Here is a 15,513-nt window from a genome sequence, read left to right on the forward strand (position 1 = left end):
CGCATTTTTTTCATCACTTGACTGCCAGACGCAGACCCAAATCATCAGGATAGGGATCAAAGTAGTTTTGCGTCATCAGATACCGGTCGGGATATTCGGCCAGGTAGTGCTTCAGCAGCGTGATCGGGGCGAGGATAGGCAACTGTCCGTTGCGATAATGCAGGATCACATCGCGCAGCTCGCCGCGCTGGCGGGTGTTGAGCTGGTTACGAAAATAGCCCTGAATATGCATCAGCACGTTGGTGTGATTCTTCCGCGAGGCGGGTTTCTTCAGGATGGTCATCAGCTTTTCCCGGTACGCCACGAAGAAGGCGTCCAGGTCTTCCCACTCGTGCAGCGAGGCAACGAACGGGCCGATTTCACGGTAACCCGCCTGATGGTGCGCCAGCAGCTGGAGTTTGTAACGGCTGTGGAAGTCCAGCAGCGCGCGGCGCGTGAGGCCATTTTTACGCAGCGTGTTCAGTTCGTGCAGGGCAAAAACACGTTCGACAAAGTTTTCCCGCAGCACCGGATCGTGCAGGCGTCCATCCTCTTCCACGGGCAGCCACGGCCAGGTTTCAAGGAGGGCAGCGGTGAACAGCCCGACCCCCTCCTTGCGGCCCCGGTTGCCGTTTTCATCGTACAGCCGCACGCGTTCCAGGCCGCAGCTTGGGGATTTTGCACAGACGATAAATCCCGACAGATCGCCGATTTTTGGCAGATAGTCCGCCGTAAAGTCGGCCATTTTCTGCGTGAGGTCATCATGAGGCGGCTTGCTAAAACGGAGCTGCGTTTCGCCGCTTTCCGTCAGCGTCAGGCGTATGGCCGGGCGAGGCGTCGGCAGACCGATGGCCATCTCAGGGCAGACGGGCCTGAAATTTACCCACTGGGCCAGCTCATCCATGACGAAGCCCATACGCTTGTGTCCGCCGTCAAAGCGAACGGCGGATCCGGTCAAACATCCGCTAATACCCAGCACTGGTTTCGTCGTCATGGTGTCGTCCTCCCGTTCATATAATTAAAACTTACACAAAATGACTAATTTGTCCAAGTATTCGCGGAACTATTTTTTTTATTCCTTTAGAATCAATGCGTCTTAGCTGCCCTTATAGGTCGAGTAACCGTACTGGCTCAGCAGAAGCGGGATGTGCAGCTTCTCGTTGGTGCGGGTCACGGTAAACAGCACCGGGATCTCCGGGAAGAAGGAGTCCAGTTTTTTGCCGTGGAAGTACTCTGCGGTTTTGAAGGTCACTTTATACACGCCAGGCTGCATGTCCTGGTTCTGCGGATAGAGTGATTTGATGCGTCCGTCCTGGTCAGTTTTACCGCTGGCGATCGGGGTCCATTTGTCCTGCTGCTGCTTTTCCAGCGTGACGGTGACGCCCGGTGGAGGCGTGCCGGTTTGCTGGTCGAGGATGTGTACGCTCAGGGTGCCGGCCGGGGCGGCGCTAAAGGCGGCAGGGGTAAAGGCCATCGCGGCCAGCATCAGCAGAGGGACAGTTTTTTTCATGGTATTTTCCTGTGGAGTTATACGTCACAGGAAAACGTTAGCATCTGCGGCGCGGGAAAATATTCAACTTTTCGTGAAGATTCCCGCAGGAGAAAATTATCAGAGGATAATTACTTCAAGCGATACCTGCTGCTGCCACTGCTCCACCTGCTTTTTCCGCGCGGCGGTGAGCTTGCCGCTGGTGACCAGCAGCCATTTACGCTCCGGGAAAATTTCCGGTGCCAGCGCGTCAGGCGGAACCGGCAGGATGTCGATGCGGTGGCCCTGGCCGGTGCGCGTTAGGGCTTCGAGCCAGATCTCGCACGGGTCGTTCAGGTGCCAGCCGCTGAGCAGAATATTATCGCCCGGCGCTTTTTTATCGCCTTCGAGGCAAAACGAGGTGTAGGCCATGATGATGCCGTCGAGGATCGCGCGCAGGGTCATGGCGGCGGCGACGTTGGCCGAGACCTGGCTGCGCAGCGGGCGCAGCACGTTCGCGACCAGCTCTGGCCTTGGGTACTCGCGTCCGGCGTCGTAAATCATCTGGCGCAGGGACTCGACTTTGCCGTCCTGCAGGCGTTGCAGCATGTTCTGCTGGAGGGTTTGCCAGTTGTTGGTCCGTCCCGGCGTCGGGCGTTCCAGCAGCGGTTTGACCTGGCCGATCGGGACGCCTTTTTTGACCCAGTCGAGGATTTTGAGCGCCTGCTGGACGTCCTCATCGCTGTACTGGCGGTGGCCGCCTTCCGTGCGCTGTGGCTTGAGTAAACCGTAGCGACGCTGCCACGCCCGCAGGGTGGTGGCGGTGATGCCGCTGAGTCTGGCGAATTCGCCGATGGAGTAAGCCATGTCCGTGTCCAGAGTGGAGGAATACTCTCAATATACTACGAATTTTCCCGAACGGGATGAAGCGCCGAAACGGTGCACTACACTTAACATCCAACCGCGCAAATGAAAGGAATTCTCATGAAGCTATGGCCTGTTGTGACCGGTGTTGCGATTGCTTTGACGCTGGTCGCCTGTAAATCCCCCACGCCGCCGAAAGGCGTGCAGCCTATTACCAACTTCGAAGCCAGCCGCTATCTCGGCAAATGGTACGAAGTCGCCCGTCTGGAAAACCGCTTCGAACGCGGGCTGGAGCAGGTGACGGCGACCTACGGCGAGCGCAGCGACGGCGGCATCAGCGTGCTTAATCGGGGCTACGATCCGGTGAAGAACAAGTGGAATGAGAGCGAAGGCAAAGCGTACTTCACCGGCGAGCCGACCACGGCCGCGCTGAAGGTGTCGTTCTTCGGCCCGTTCTACGGTGGCTATAACGTCATCAGGCTGGACGATAAGTACCAGTACGCGCTGGTGAGCGGCCCGAACCGCGATTACCTGTGGATCCTGTCGCGCACGCCAACCATCCCGGATGCGGTGAAGCAGGATTACCTGAACACCGCGCGCAGTCTGGGCTTCCGGGTTGACCAGCTGGTGTGGGTGAAGCAGTAGCCCCTACTGGTAGGAAAACGTAATGCTGGCCAGCGCGTTGGCCGAGCCGGGGACCAGTTCACCGGTTCGGATGTACCGCGCCTGGAACGGTAACGTGAGCGTTTGTGCCGCCGTGGTACTCTGGATAAAGAACTGGCCGGTCGCACCCGCGGCCGAGCTGTCCGGCCCCATCATCAGCGGCCCGCTGCCGTTGTAGAAAAACTGCACCCCAACGCCGGACGCCGTGGAGTCTCCGGTCAGCGTCACCACCGACGAGGTGTTCGACGGCGTGGTCTGATCGGTCATCACCGCGTGAACCGCCACGTTCGCGTCGCAGGTCAGGCCGACGGTAAACGTCCCTGATGGCGACGTGCTTCCTACCGTGGGCAGGGTGCGAATATCAATGGTGCCCAGCGCCACGCTGGCGTTTTTGCTGCCGACCGTACACCCGCTGGCGGTCACCGTGATGGTGGTCGGGCTGATAATCACCTGCGCCGTTTTTGTCTCGTTGTTATAGGCGGTGAGCACCGCGGCGTTGATGGTCGGGATTTGATAGACGCCGGATTTAAGGGCGGCACCGGTTTTAATAAAGGTGACCTTTGCTGACCATCCCAGATCCTGGGCAAACCCACTGGTGCCCTCTGCCGGGTAGCTTTGCGTGATACCGGTCTGCAGGGGAATATATTGTGTACTCTTAAAATCCTTCAGCCCGATGATATATCCCACGCCCGGTACGCCGGTCTCAAAAATGGTGTAATTCGCGCCGTCGACGGTGACCGTCGCACCGCTTGAGATGGCGCTGCTGCTGGGCTGCAGCGTGCCTTTGCTGCAGGTAAAAATAAGCCCGCACCAGAACACCTGCTGCACGCTGGCGGTGGCGCTCCAGGTTGAGCCGATAATGCTTCCCGGCACCACGGAGTCCGCTGGCCCGCTGTAGGTCATCGGCTGAGGGGAGAGCGTAATATCCGATTTCCAGTCCAGCGCCTGTACGCTGGTGCAGAAAAGTAATCCGCTGAGAAGAAACGCTAAACGCATCATAGATACTCCGTTGTCCAGGTGGCGAGGGCTGACACATCACCGGCGCTCACCGGCGTAGCGGTGGCAACCAGCTGCGCGTAGAAGGTCATCTGTACGCTGTCATCCCCCGCGGTTCCGTATGCGGTGGTCTTTGTATTCAGGGGAATGAGTACGCTCTCTTTATCGAGGATTTGCACCGCCACGCCGGTAGCGCCACCGTCGGCAATTTTCAGCAGCTGCGGGTTGGCATCATCCGGCGTTCCGCTGAAGCGAATTTTTACGCCAGCAAAGGTTGGCCCGCACGCTTCAAGCCTGAGCGTGAAGGGCGTTTTGATATTGCTGACGGCCCCGGCACGGCTGAACTGTTTAATACCAATAGTGCCCAGCGGCACGTTCTGCTCCCCGGAGTCCTGCGCCACCACGCAGGTGTTGCCGATCAAATTGCCGGTGACGGAGACCAGCACGTCGTAGCCGCGAACGGGGAGCGTGAAAACCAGCAGCAGCGCAATGCAGCCGATCCGAAGCGTTACTGACATACCACCTCCTGAGAATAAAGACCGGTGCGGGCGCTATAGTTCTGCTTGTTTAAGGCATAGGTAACGGCGCAGCGCTGGCGGTTGCCGCGACCCCACACGGCGTTCAGCGTGCCCTTCTCTGACAAACCGGAGAGATACAGGCTGCCGCCATCGCCGACGATGCCGCTGGTTTTGTCATCATCGAGCGAGACCAGCGTGCCGAAGGGGAGTACGTCGTTGCCGTGACGCACGATAAACATCGCTTTTGCCCCCTGGTGCGTAGCGAAGGTGGCGCGAACCAGGGCGCCATCGGTAGGCGTTTTGTTGGCGATGGCGTTTTCCAGCTCCACGTCGTTGCCAGCGGTCGTCACGTCCAGCGCGACCTGGTTAACGCGGTACGGCGTGGCGTACGGGATCACCGCGTAGCCACGGCTGTCCGTTTTGATGCCCTTATGGTTAAGCACGGCAACGTTGCTGGCCCCCGGGGCTTTCACCAGAATGTTGGTGTTCCCAAGCGGCTGGCTCAGCGTCAGGCCATCTTCATGCACTACCGCGCCGCCGCTGATGCCGTAGCTAAGGTTGCGGGAGTCGCTGGTGTAGCTGTAGCCCAGGTTGTAATCTCCCCACGCGCCTTCGTATTGCAGAGTGGCATCGCCGCCGTAGTGCTGCTGCGCGCTGTAGCGCTGGTTGACGCTATAGAACAGGTTTTCCTGGCCCGGCAGGTAGCCGCTCACGCCCGTGCTGGCGGTTGTGCCGGTGGAGTCCGCATGGGTCGTGGTAAAGCGCGCACGGGTCGACAGCGTCGGGTTGCCCAGCGGGACCGAAATCGACATCGACAGGATGTTATCTTTCTTGTCATCGTACAGGCTCGAGCTTCGCTGGACGCTGACGCCAAGAGACACATTACGAAACGTGGCGTTCCACGCAAACTGCAGGCTTTGCGTGGTATTTGATGTGTTCCAGTAGGTCTGCTGATCCCACGAAAGTGACAGCGAGCCGTATTCTCCCATCGGCTGCGACAGCAGCAGCTGGTTTTTTGCCTTACGCGACATGCGCAGGTTGTACACAGTGTCGTATTGGGTGGTGACGGTGCCATCGTCTTCCACCGTCTGCTTTGGCGATCCGCCCGACATGCCTTTGTACGTGGTGTCGCTGAGGGTATAAAACCCTTTCGTGGAGTAGCGCAGCGAGAAGAAGTTAACCCGCGTGCCAATGTCGTTCAGCAGCTTGCTGTAGCGCAGGCGCACCGAATCACCGGTATAGTGCCGATCGTCCGCCAGCTGGCTGCGGGCGTGGGTCAGGTCGATGGAGTAGGCGCCAAAGCGGCCGAGGTTTTGCCCAAACCCGAGGGCCAGGCCGTTATAGCGATCGGCAAACTGCGCCCCACCGTAAAACGTCAGGCCGTATCGCCAGCCGTAGAACAGCTCGCCCTGCGCGAAAGAGGGCGCGTCCTGATTGCCCGTCGGACGGTATTTCCCGGCGCCCAGGGCATATTTCACCTGTCCGTTACGCACCAGGTTCGGCACGCTGGCAAAGGGAAGCGTGTATTGCGTTTTGCTGCCGTCGTTCTCCTGAATGGTGACCGCCAGATCGCCTCCCGAGGAGGTCGGGTAGAGATCTTTCAGCACGAACGCCCCCGGCGGAACGGAGGTTTGATAGATGATGTTGCCGTTCTGGCGAACCGTGACCGTGGCGTTGCTGCGCGCAATGCCCCGGACTTCAGGAGCATAGCCGCTGAGGCTGGCGGGCAGCATGTTGTCATCGGTTTTCAGGGCGATACCGCGCAGGCCCACGGAGTCGAAAACCTGCGCCGAGGTGTACGTTTCCCCGGCGTACACCTGCGCGCGCAGGGCGTGAATATCGCGCTGCAGCCAGGTCTGCACGTGGGCAAGTTCATTGCTGTCTTTGGTCCACGTGGTGAAATCACGCAGCCGCCACGCGCCCAGGTTGACGCCGCTGTTGAGGCTTGCAAACAGCTGCTGTTCCCGTGTGCGCGTCTCGCCGCGATATTCATTATTCGAACCATTGACCACGTAATTCAGCCACGCGGCAGGAATGCCCGCCTCCCAGCTTTCCGGGCTGACATATCCGCGCGGCAAATTGCGCATCGCACTTTGCGGTACGGTGAAGCTCAGGGTGAGCGTCTTCTGGTCCAGATCAAACTGCGTATCCGCAAACGCCTTCGTTAAGACGATGCAGCGTTGCGCCAGCGGCAGCACTCCGCCCTTCGCCTGATGGCTATCGATGCCCAGCGCGTCGAATTGCTCGGGCGTGAGGCAGGGCAGTGCTTCACCCGTACTGTCTTCAGCAAGGCGGAACGTGACGTTACCTGTGAACGCGTAGTTGGTATTGATATACACGTTGAGGTTGTAATCACCCGGCGGCAACGCGCTCCCGGCGTTGACCCAGGCGAGATCGGCGCTGTTCGCGCTCTCGCCGTTGAGGAATGCGGGGTTAAATTGCAGCTCGCTTTCAGCAGCCACGGCTTGCCGAATCACCAGGGAGATCACCGTGGCGCACAGGATTTTTATTTTCACGTGGTCACGCCTTACTTTTTTTATTGGGATAACGACGCGCGCGTGGCGGGAGTCCATGCCCCGTAATCGTTAATGGTCTGATAGCTCATGCTGCCCGCATGGCTGAAGGTTTCGGCCAGCGTCACGCTGCCTTTCGGGGGCACCATCACCGGCTGCACCGGCATGCCGTCAATTTTCACGTTGATGGTGGTGAGGTAGTACGGCGTGGGGTTGCTGAGCGTAACCTTTCCGGCACGGTAGACACCGGCCAGTTTTTTCCATGCCTCTGCCGGGCTCTCACTGAGTCCTTCTGGGCGATAAAAGACCTTGATGCGGTTAGCCGACGCAAACTGCAGCGTGTTCCCGGAGCCGCTTTTAGCCTGCTGGGGGATGGCTTTGACGGTCATCCAGTAGAGCGTCTCCCGATCCTCTGGCAGGGCTTTGCCGTTAAACATGATTTTTACCGCGCTTTCGCTGGCCGGTTTCATGACGTACAGCGGTGGCGTGATCACGAAGTCGTTGGTGCGTTCGCCTTTCTCATTCTCCATCCAGGACTGGATGAGGAACGTGGCCTCGGGATGGGTGTTTCTCACCTGCATCATGGCCTGGCTGGTGGCGCTGGAGTAGACCATTCGCGTTGCGCCCAATCCCACGCCACCGGCATAGACGGCGGATGAACATAACGCGCCCGCCAGGCAAATCCATGTATTTACGCGCATAGTGTTTCTCCTGAAAGCTAAGACAGGCCCGGCTCGCAGACCGGGCCTGAAGATTACGAATAGGTCACGGTGTAAGTCGCGACGGCGCTGGCATCGCCCGCGGTGGCGCCGCCCTTCGGCGAGTAATATTTCGCGCTGAAGTTCAGTGTGTTGGCACCCTTACGCAGAGGGATGGCCGATGCCGGTTCACCCAGCTTCACCACGTTGCCTTGCTCGTCATAAAGGCGAATAGCCACGTTTTGCGCAGAGTTGGCGCTGCCGTTTGCACCGACGGACAAGCTATTGACATCGGAACCGTCCGGCGTACCGGTGAAGGTGACGGCCACTGTGGTCGCAGCAATCGGGTTCTCTGCCGTTGAGGCTGAGGTATCGGCGATTTCACAATCTTCCAGGGTGATGGCAAACGCTTTTGCCGTGCTGGCTTCACTGCCTGCCGTCTTCAGCGTTGCGGTCCGCACTTCACCCATATCCACGTCAATGTTGGCGCTTCCTGCGCTGATGGCGCAGGCGGAGGTCACCACTTTGCCGCTAAAGTTCACCGTGCCGCCGCTGGTGCCGGCAGCCAGCGCCGAGCCCACTGGCAGTACTGCCGCAATAGCGATCGCAAGCAGCGTTTTATTATTGAATTGAGCTTTCATTGTCCTGATTCCATTATGGTGTTATGTCGAGATTTGCTCTGAAAGCAGCAGGTCTAACTGGTTAAAAAGACCAGCAAATCTGTCTTGTTCCTGAGCCCTAGTTTTCTTATCGCTGAGCTTTTTAACGCGCTGACACGACGGTAAGAAAGCTGCTCTGTTTCGGCGATGTAACGCATATCCAGACCCTTTCGTAGTTCCTTCAATACCCTCCATTCACCCGGCGTCAGCGATAACGCCGTGGGTTTTTTTATTGGGCGATAACGGCTATCGACCATTTTTAATACGCTGGCTCGCCAGTGATAAAGCGGGTCCTGTAGCGAGATATAGGCGTCTATTTCACCGCGTATCCACAGCCAGGAATTTGCCGGTGCGGAATACATGCAAATAAGTACGTCGGGATAGAGGACTTTCATCTTCCTGATATATTTCAGGCAATCATATCCCGCGTGATATTTCTCCGTACCGGATAAAAAAATTAAGTCTACCGGTGCGGCCGCGAGTATTGTTTCGATCTCCGCATAATTATCGATCGATGCTGTTATCTGCATGGTCGGGGTGATATTTTTTAATAACGCGGCGATCCCCTGACGCGCAAAGTGATCTCCACCCAATAGCGCGATATTTAAATGACGTGTGTTGTTGAGTTTATTCGCCATGTCATTCCCTCGATTTATAATTGTAATGAGACTCCTCTGTCGGGCAGAGCGATGCCTGTATTTTCGAAGCAATTAAGCATTGCACGGTGTGAGCCCACTATACTCAGGGCGTTAAATAGGTAACCTGAATTAATCTTAATTTGTTTTAAGTACAGTTTAGGTGTGGCATCAATTTCTCCTCGCTAAACCGGCTTTTGCTTATCTGCCTGTAAATAATCATACCGGTAGTTTTTATTGAAAAGTTAGCTTTAATAAATGTTTTGTAAGGAAATAGTCTGCTGACGTCATGTGATGAGGGTAGTTACTGACGGTAGCTAACAGTTTCGTGGCGAAATTGTTAATTAAGACGACAGCTTTCGAACTGGTTGTAATTTCGAAACCCGCTGGCAGAGAGCGTCCCCTCTGCTTTTTATCAAAAAAACAAATTAAGCACGCTGAATAATTCAGACAACAATGGCTAAAGCGTTCAACGGGCGCCTTTGTCGAGTTTTGTCAGTGTCAAGACGGCTTTAAATGGCGGTTAAGAAAACTTCAGACCGGTCAGATAAAGAGAAAGGAAAAATAAGATTTTTCGCCAGGTGCCAGGATATACAGTTGCGCAATTATCCGTCACATTAAGCCTTACACAGGCGAGGGATACGCAGGTTAACCGTGAAGGGAATCTACTGGAGCAACAGGCGTTGACCGGAGGTATTTAGCCTATTCTATGCATAAGCATTACATTATTAATGGCCTGGTAGAGTTTCACCCAGCCGCCAGCACATTACGCGATCTCAACAATCCTGACCGGGTGGTGGTATTAAATTCCCCGGCGGGCCGCTGTTTGTTGTTATTAATAGAAAGAGTCGGAAGTATTGTGACTCAACAGGAGTGCATGGATATTGTCTGGCAGCGCCGGGGGATGCTGGTTTCGCCTAATACCTATTACCAGAACATTTCTATTCTGCGCAAAGGTCTGAAGAAGGTGGGTTTCGAAACCGATCCAATTGTCACTATCCCGCGCATAGGGCTGACGCTCGCAAGCGATACGCAAATCACTATTAAAGAGATGCAGCCGCAGGCTGAAGAGGAAGAATGTGCTGCTCCGGATGTCTACGAAGAGACCGTCGCCCCGACGGTCTCAAGAAACCGCTTCTGGCTGTCGGGCGCGCTGGGGCTATTGCTGATGCTGGCTGGCGTGAGCGTTATCAGCCATAACCTGCTGCATGACAGCTATTTCGTAGACGGGTACCGCTTCGCGATGAAGATGGGCGAGTGTCAGCTCTATTTTTCTCGCGATATTGAAACGCAGCGCGACAGGGATAAAGCCCTGGCCTATGCCGCCCCGTTTAAGGACCAGTGCGCGAACTATCCCTGGGTGTACGTCAGCGGTTACATCCTGCTGCCCCGTGCATCGGTCATTCGCTGTGACAGACCGATGACGGAACCCAACCGCTGTATGTCCGATTATTTTATAGAGGATCGCTAGTATGGTTCGCTACCGTCAAACGCTTGTTGTGCTCTGCCTGTGCCTGCTGATAGGGGCTGTCGTGGCGACGTATTACCTCTTGCATCGCCATTACATCAAGCCCTTTTCCTGCCAGGCGAACTTTATTCAGCATCACCGTGATGAGACGCTCTCTCTGTGGCTGAATTACACCGTGGAGGGTAACAGCGGAATACTCAGCATGAATGGCCGGTTGAAAAGCGATCCTACGAAGACCCTGAATCGCAAAGTTTTCTTTCAGATTGAGCGCAAAGACAGCGTCTATAATCTGACGTCCATACGCAATATGAAATTTCCGGACGACAACATCAGCGACAGCTGGCTGGAGAAGTACGAGCCCTTATTTTTTATCTATCCGAATAAGAATATTTATATGCGTATTAAGAAACAGCAGAATGAGAATTATTTATTTATTCTGGGAACGCTGCCGACCTATGTGTGCCACACGTCAAAAAACGGATAGCGACAGGGAGAAATGTTTTTAAGTTTTTGCAACCATCATTTATGTTTGATTTAACAGCCAGGACCTATCTTAGGAAAATATAACAGCAACAACAATGTTGCGATAATGTAATTATTCTTCGGCAAGTTAATGAAAAATATAATTGATGATAGCGTCAGAATGACGCCTGCGCGGAAAAAATCCCTGCATATGGGGTTACTCCTGTGGCCTCATTTCTCGCTTTTCGCATATTCAGGATTGATAGAGGCGTTACGTATTGCTTCCAGCGTCCAGAAGCGTAGCCAGAAAATACGCTTTAAACTCAGCCTGATAAGCACTTACCCCGACTTACCGGTAGTGAGCAGCTCAGGGCTCAGCGTGCGGCCCGAGGCCGCCCATGCGCCGCCCGGCGACTTCGACTATATTGCGGCGATCGGCGGAAGTCTTGCTCATCTTCACCTGGGACACCGTGGCGACAGAGCGTTTCTCACGGATGCTCATCACAACAACGTTCCCCTGATTGGTATTGGTACCGGCAGCTTTATTCTGGCGGAGGAAGGCTTACTGAACGAGCGCCGCGCCTCGATTCATCCGCATCACCATGACGTTTTCACGCAACGTTTTCCGCAGGTTTATGCTGAGCAAAGCCTCGATTTTATCGACGAAGGCGATGTGCTGACCTGCCCGGGGGGGATCTCAACGCTCACCCTGATAACGGCGCTGATCCGCGCCCACGGGGGAGACGACATTGCGGCCACCACCTCCCAGCGGCTGTCCCTTCCTCCGCATGATGCCGCCACGCCGCGGCCCGCGAATATCGCCATGATCCCTGATTCGCGGCTGCGCAGGGCGGTGACGATCGTCGAACAGTATCTGACTCACCCGCTGAACGCCGCCAGGCTCGCGCAGGACGTTAAGCTGAGCGAACGTCAGCTTAATCGCCTGTTTCACGCCGAGTTTGGCAAAACGGCGCGGGAGTTTATTCGCAGCGCCAGGCTGCGCTATGCCTGCTGGCTGCTGAAAAACTCTCAGCAAAGCGTTACGGATATCGCGCGACGGATGCGGTTTAGCGACTGCGCCCACTTTATTCGTCATTTTCAGAGCGAGTACGGCTGCACGCCGGGGGTATGGCGCATGTCGCAGAACTGATGCACCTATTTCGTGCTTTCTTCGTAGGGTTTTACTGGCTCGCCTGGATAGACTTCCGTTAAAAGCCTAACGGAGGGAAGACGACATGAACTGGCAGCCTTTTCGCGGCGATGCGCCGGAAAATATGACGATTTTCAGCGCGTCATTTCCCGACGTCAGCGACCAGTGGCCGCTGAAAGACGACGCTGCCCGTGAGATCGCCTCCCTTGACCGCGCCCTGAAAGCCGAGCCAGCGCTCCGGCCTCCGAAGGTAGAATACGACGAAGGGGGGCTGGCCGTGCTTGTCACCCAGAACCGCTATTCCGAACAGGCCTTCCGCAACCGCCCGGCGCTCACCGCGTGGCGCACCCGGCTGGTCCCCTCCGCGCTGGCGCTGTTTGTGGTGCAAAACCCGCTGGAGGACCGCCTGCCCGACGGCGCGAAAATGGACAGCGACAGCCGCCAGTGGTTTATCCACGCTAACGATGCGGTTGGCGTGCGTTCCCGCGCCCGGGTGCTGGCCGCGCTGGTGGATAAGTACATTCACAATGAGAGCGAGAACAACTGGGTCAGCCTCGCGAGCGGCGCCGCCATCCCGGTGCTGGAGGCGCTGCGTGAAGCAAAGCTTGATGGCCAGCAGGTCTATCTCACGCTGGTGGACAAAGACCCGGTGGCGCTGAGCTGGGCGGAAACCATGGCGGCGCAGGAAGGCATTGTGGTGGGCGAACAGCTGACGCTGCTCAGGCGCAACCTGCTCCATACGCTGGTGCGTAACGAGGACCTGCTGCTGGAGCTGGGCGAGCATCAGGCCGAACTGGTCGACGCGCTGGGGATATTTGAATACTTCAACGACGTCGATGCGGTGACTTTCCTCCAGCGCGCGCTGCGGCTGGTCAAGCCCGGCGGGGCGGTGATTGTGTCGAACATGCTCACCAGCAGCCCGCACATTGACTTTGTGCTGCGCGGTATCGGCTGGGAGGATATTCACCCGAGGACGCTGCAGCAGCTGCAGGATATTCACCTCGCGGCGGGCGTGCCGGTGGAAAACGTCACCGTGATCGTGCCGAAGGACGGGGTGTATGCGGTGATGGAGATTAGGGGTTAGCGCGATCTTTTCCCTCTCCCTGAGGGAGAAGGTTAGGGTGAGGGGGGAACAGGGCGCACGGAGTTACTTGAATTAACGTCCTAAACCGCACATGATCCGCCCCATGAAAATTGAAACCGCACTCCCCACACACTTCGAACGTCTGGTCGCGATCTGGGAATCCTCCGTCCGCGCCACCCATCACTTTTTACAGGAAAGCGATATTGCGGCGCTGCGTCCGTTATTGCTTAACGCCTATCTGCCTAACCTCAACGTTTTCATTGCCCGTGATGAAACAGGCGTTATTCACGGCTTTTTAGGCGTGGATGAAAACCGCATTGAAATGCTGTTTGTTGACGACGCGAGCCGCGGGAAGGGCGTCGGGAAATTGCTGCTGAAATACGCCATCGCCGAGTTTGGCGTAAACGAGGTGGATGTGAATGAGCAGAATCCGCAGGGCGTCGCGTTTTATCGCCATATGGGATTTGAGCAGGTCGGACGCTCGGAACTGGACGGGCAGGGGAATCCGTTTCCGTTGCTGCATATGAAGCTGAGCAGGAATACCGGGATTAGCGCTTAGCCTGCTTATCCCATCTTAATAAGCCGACGATATCTTTCTCACCTTCGGCTTCTTTCAGCAGGCGCTGCTTTTTTTCAAACTCAATGAATTCTGAGCACGCCTTTTCATCAGCCGCTTTCTTGCTGACCTTTCCTGCTCCTTCTAAAACGTCCCGGTCGTTAAATTGCAGAAACTGATCGAGCTTGGTTTGCCAGTCTCGTAAAAATACCTGCTTCCGGCGTTTGGCCTGATCTTCGGCAAAATCGAGCCACATATTAACGACGCGATTAAGTTCGCTCACCTCATCCTGAGACAGATAATTTTTTGCAGTGGTGACATCGCTTTTACGGACTTCTTCGCCTTTATAGCTTGTCAGCTCCATATGCGGTTGAGTGGCGTCCGCACGCTGGTGAATCAACTCTGCAGCGGTGTGGCCCGTGCAGGCAAAATGCAGTTTATTCTGGATGGTCTGGAAGAATTGCGTGGTTTCTTTGAGCGACGGCTGATAGTCAGCGGCTAATGCAAAAATCTCCCTCACGCGGAGATAGAGCCGGCGTTCGCTGGCCCGTATATCGCGAATGCGTTCCAGCATTTCATCAAAATAGTCAGGTACGGCGGATGATCCGACAGGCGGGTTTTTCAGGCGCTCGTCATCCATAACGAAGCCTTTTACCAGATATTCCTGCAGCGTTTGGGTGGCCCACTGGCGGAACTGTGTCCCACGCGTGGAGCGGACGCGATAGCCGATGGCGAGAATGACGGGCAGGCTATAGTGAAGCGTGTTGCGATTAACCTTGCGCTGACCTTCTTGCTGAACTTGTAAGTAAGCCTTACAAGTTGCTTTTTGTTCAAGCTCACCCTCTTCGTAAATCGCTTTAATATGCTGAGTAATGGCTTGAGGAGTGACCTGATAAAGCGCCGCTATGGCTGCTTGCGACAGCCAGAGCGTTTCATGTTCAAAGCGACATGTGATGCGAACGGTTCCATCATCGCTGGCAAACATAATAAATTCGCTAGCCGGAGAGTGGATTACGTTTTGATCTGCCATGTCGCCTCCCTCTTTCGAGTGATTAACCTTACCAGCGTGTAGTATGCCAGAAACAGCCGCTAAGCCAGGTGGTTTGTATTTGATTTTGCGAGGCGCTTTCCAGGACGTGGAGTTTGAATCGCCGCAAGCGCGTTCTCTATCTCAATAAGCTTTGCTTTCGTCCGTTTATAATCATCCTGCAACCTCTGCTCCAGCTCGTTATACGCCACCAGAACGATGCATCCCTTCATCACCTTTACCGTGACCTGCTGCCCGGTATCAAAACCCGCCGCGCGTAGCCACTTGCCGGAAAGGATGATTTTCGGCGTGGATTTGTCGAAAAAATTCGGGCGGTATCCCACAATTAACGAACGCTCGGTTCCGGATTGGTCGGAGTCTGGGGTAGAATGCGAATCAGCCATAATCAACTCCTTGATAGTTGGTGAGGTTAGCTCTCGTCCGGTATTGCGAGTACCTTGCGAGGGCGTTTCAATTTGAGGTTTTTGTATGTTAAGGTACGTACCTCAGTGAAGATATCTTGCTCTTGTAGGTACGTACATGTCAACTGTTAAACGTGACCCAAATCAGTCAAAAACCGGAAAAGCACCGACTTTTCAAATGCGGATTACTCCTGAGTTAAAAGAGCAGTTCGAGGCCGCAGCTAAAGCTGAAGGGATGAGTTTAGGTAATTGGCTCAAGACCCTTGGAAGAAAGGAACTTGATGCCCAGCGAGCTAAAACCAAACATCATAACTATTAAAATGGTATGTTTAATTAAGCCTAACTGTTAAA

Annotated in this window: 18 protein-coding genes; 7 read left to right on the plus strand and 11 right to left on the minus strand. The window is 55.6% G+C overall.

All coding sequences use genetic code 11. The features are described from left to right. Positions 1-13 precede the first annotated feature (13 nt). From LRM19_RS13245 to LRM19_RS13255, 3 genes are all read right to left on the minus strand, one after another. Positions 14-973 (minus strand): YbgA family protein, encoded by a 960-nt coding sequence (locus LRM19_RS13245; protein ID WP_111964276.1) that lies wholly within the window; start codon positions 971-973, stop codon positions 14-16. 102 nt (positions 974-1,075) lie between these two features. Further along, positions 1,076-1,489: a hydroxyisourate hydrolase gene (gene uraH, locus LRM19_RS13250; RefSeq protein WP_271369099.1), complete on the minus strand. Its 414-nt coding sequence runs from the start codon at positions 1,487-1,489 to the stop codon at positions 1,076-1,078. A gap of 99 nt (positions 1,490-1,588) precedes the next feature. Beyond that, entirely contained in the window at positions 1,589-2,314 is a 726-nt protein-coding gene (locus tag LRM19_RS13255) for a MerR family transcriptional regulator (RefSeq protein WP_111964278.1), read from the minus strand. A 117-nt stretch (positions 2,315-2,431) separates the two neighbouring features. Between LRM19_RS13255 and LRM19_RS13260 the strand changes: the two genes are divergently transcribed. Then, positions 2,432-2,956 carry a lipocalin family protein gene (locus LRM19_RS13260; RefSeq protein ID WP_109845916.1) on the plus strand — a complete coding sequence of 175 codons (525 nt, stop codon included), beginning with the start codon at positions 2,432-2,434 and terminating at the stop codon, positions 2,954-2,956. A 3-nt stretch (positions 2,957-2,959) separates the two neighbouring features. Here LRM19_RS13260 and LRM19_RS13265 read toward each other — a convergent pair whose 3' ends face one another. From LRM19_RS13265 to LRM19_RS13290, 6 genes are read right to left on the minus strand one after another with little or no spacing between them, the layout of a single operon-like run. After that, positions 2,960-3,970, minus strand: a complete 1,011-nt coding sequence (locus tag LRM19_RS13265; RefSeq protein ID WP_271369171.1) for a fimbrial protein — start codon at positions 3,968-3,970, stop codon at positions 2,960-2,962. Beyond that, positions 3,970-4,488 (minus strand): fimbrial protein, encoded by a 519-nt coding sequence (locus tag LRM19_RS13270; protein ID WP_111964279.1) that lies wholly within the window; start codon positions 4,486-4,488, stop codon positions 3,970-3,972. Before LRM19_RS13270 ends, LRM19_RS13265 begins: the two co-directional genes overlap by 1 nt. Beyond that, positions 4,479-7,004: a fimbria/pilus outer membrane usher protein gene (locus tag LRM19_RS13275; protein WP_271369102.1), complete on the minus strand. Its 2,526-nt coding sequence runs from the start codon at positions 7,002-7,004 to the stop codon at positions 4,479-4,481. The genes LRM19_RS13270 and LRM19_RS13275 overlap by 10 nt, the downstream gene beginning before the upstream one ends. Before the next feature lie 20 nt (positions 7,005-7,024). Beyond that, entirely contained in the window at positions 7,025-7,702 is a 678-nt protein-coding gene (locus LRM19_RS13280) for a fimbrial biogenesis chaperone (protein ID WP_115876729.1), read from the minus strand. 53 nt (positions 7,703-7,755) lie between these two features. Beyond that, positions 7,756-8,340 carry a fimbrial protein gene (locus LRM19_RS13285; RefSeq protein WP_249576480.1) on the minus strand — a complete coding sequence of 195 codons (585 nt, stop codon included), beginning with the start codon at positions 8,338-8,340 and terminating at the stop codon, positions 7,756-7,758. A 53-nt stretch (positions 8,341-8,393) separates the two neighbouring features. Then, entirely contained in the window at positions 8,394-8,996 is a 603-nt protein-coding gene (locus LRM19_RS13290) for a helix-turn-helix transcriptional regulator (protein ID WP_115876727.1), read from the minus strand. Positions 8,997-9,702: 706 nt separating this feature from the next. Here LRM19_RS13290 and LRM19_RS13295 point away from each other — a divergent pair. The 5 genes from LRM19_RS13295 (at position 9,703) to LRM19_RS13315 (ending at position 13,716) form a co-directional block, all read left to right on the plus strand. Next, positions 9,703-10,464: a winged helix-turn-helix domain-containing protein gene (locus LRM19_RS13295; RefSeq protein ID WP_271369106.1), complete on the plus strand. Its 762-nt coding sequence runs from the start codon at positions 9,703-9,705 to the stop codon at positions 10,462-10,464. 1 nt (position 10,465) lies between these two features. Further along, a complete protein-coding gene (locus LRM19_RS13300; protein WP_127729066.1) occupies positions 10,466-10,945 on the plus strand; it encodes a hypothetical protein in 480 nt (159 codons plus the stop codon). Positions 10,946-11,134: 189 nt separating this feature from the next. After that, on the plus strand, positions 11,135-12,073 hold the full coding sequence (locus LRM19_RS13305; protein WP_271369172.1) for a GlxA family transcriptional regulator: 939 nt from the start codon (positions 11,135-11,137) through the stop codon (positions 12,071-12,073). 85 nt (positions 12,074-12,158) lie between these two features. Beyond that, a complete protein-coding gene (locus LRM19_RS13310; protein WP_271369108.1) occupies positions 12,159-13,157 on the plus strand; it encodes a class I SAM-dependent methyltransferase in 999 nt (332 codons plus the stop codon). A 103-nt stretch (positions 13,158-13,260) separates the two neighbouring features. Then, on the plus strand, positions 13,261-13,716 hold the full coding sequence (locus LRM19_RS13315) for an acetyltransferase (RefSeq protein ID WP_271369109.1): 456 nt from the start codon (positions 13,261-13,263) through the stop codon (positions 13,714-13,716). Here the strand turns inward: LRM19_RS13315 and LRM19_RS13320 are convergent. Beyond that, a complete protein-coding gene (locus LRM19_RS13320; protein ID WP_271369110.1) occupies positions 13,706-14,743 on the minus strand; it encodes a virulence RhuM family protein in 1,038 nt (345 codons plus the stop codon). The two genes, LRM19_RS13315 and LRM19_RS13320, sit on opposite strands and share 11 nt — an antisense overlap. A gap of 59 nt (positions 14,744-14,802) precedes the next feature. Beyond that, positions 14,803-15,144, minus strand: a complete 342-nt coding sequence (locus LRM19_RS13325) for a SymE family type I addiction module toxin (RefSeq protein ID WP_271369113.1) — start codon at positions 15,142-15,144, stop codon at positions 14,803-14,805. Positions 15,145-15,280: 136 nt separating this feature from the next. Here LRM19_RS13325 and LRM19_RS13330 point away from each other — a divergent pair, with 136 nt between their 5' ends. Further along, complete coding sequence (locus LRM19_RS13330) at positions 15,281-15,481, plus strand: toxin-antitoxin system HicB family antitoxin (RefSeq protein ID WP_271369115.1); 201 nt, start codon at positions 15,281-15,283, stop codon at positions 15,479-15,481. Positions 15,482-15,513 lie beyond the last annotated feature (32 nt).

The organism is Enterobacter sp. PI-10, from assembly GCF_027947695.1.
In the GTDB taxonomy this organism is placed as follows: Bacteria; Pseudomonadota; Gammaproteobacteria; order Enterobacterales; family Enterobacteriaceae; genus Enterobacter; species Enterobacter vonholyi.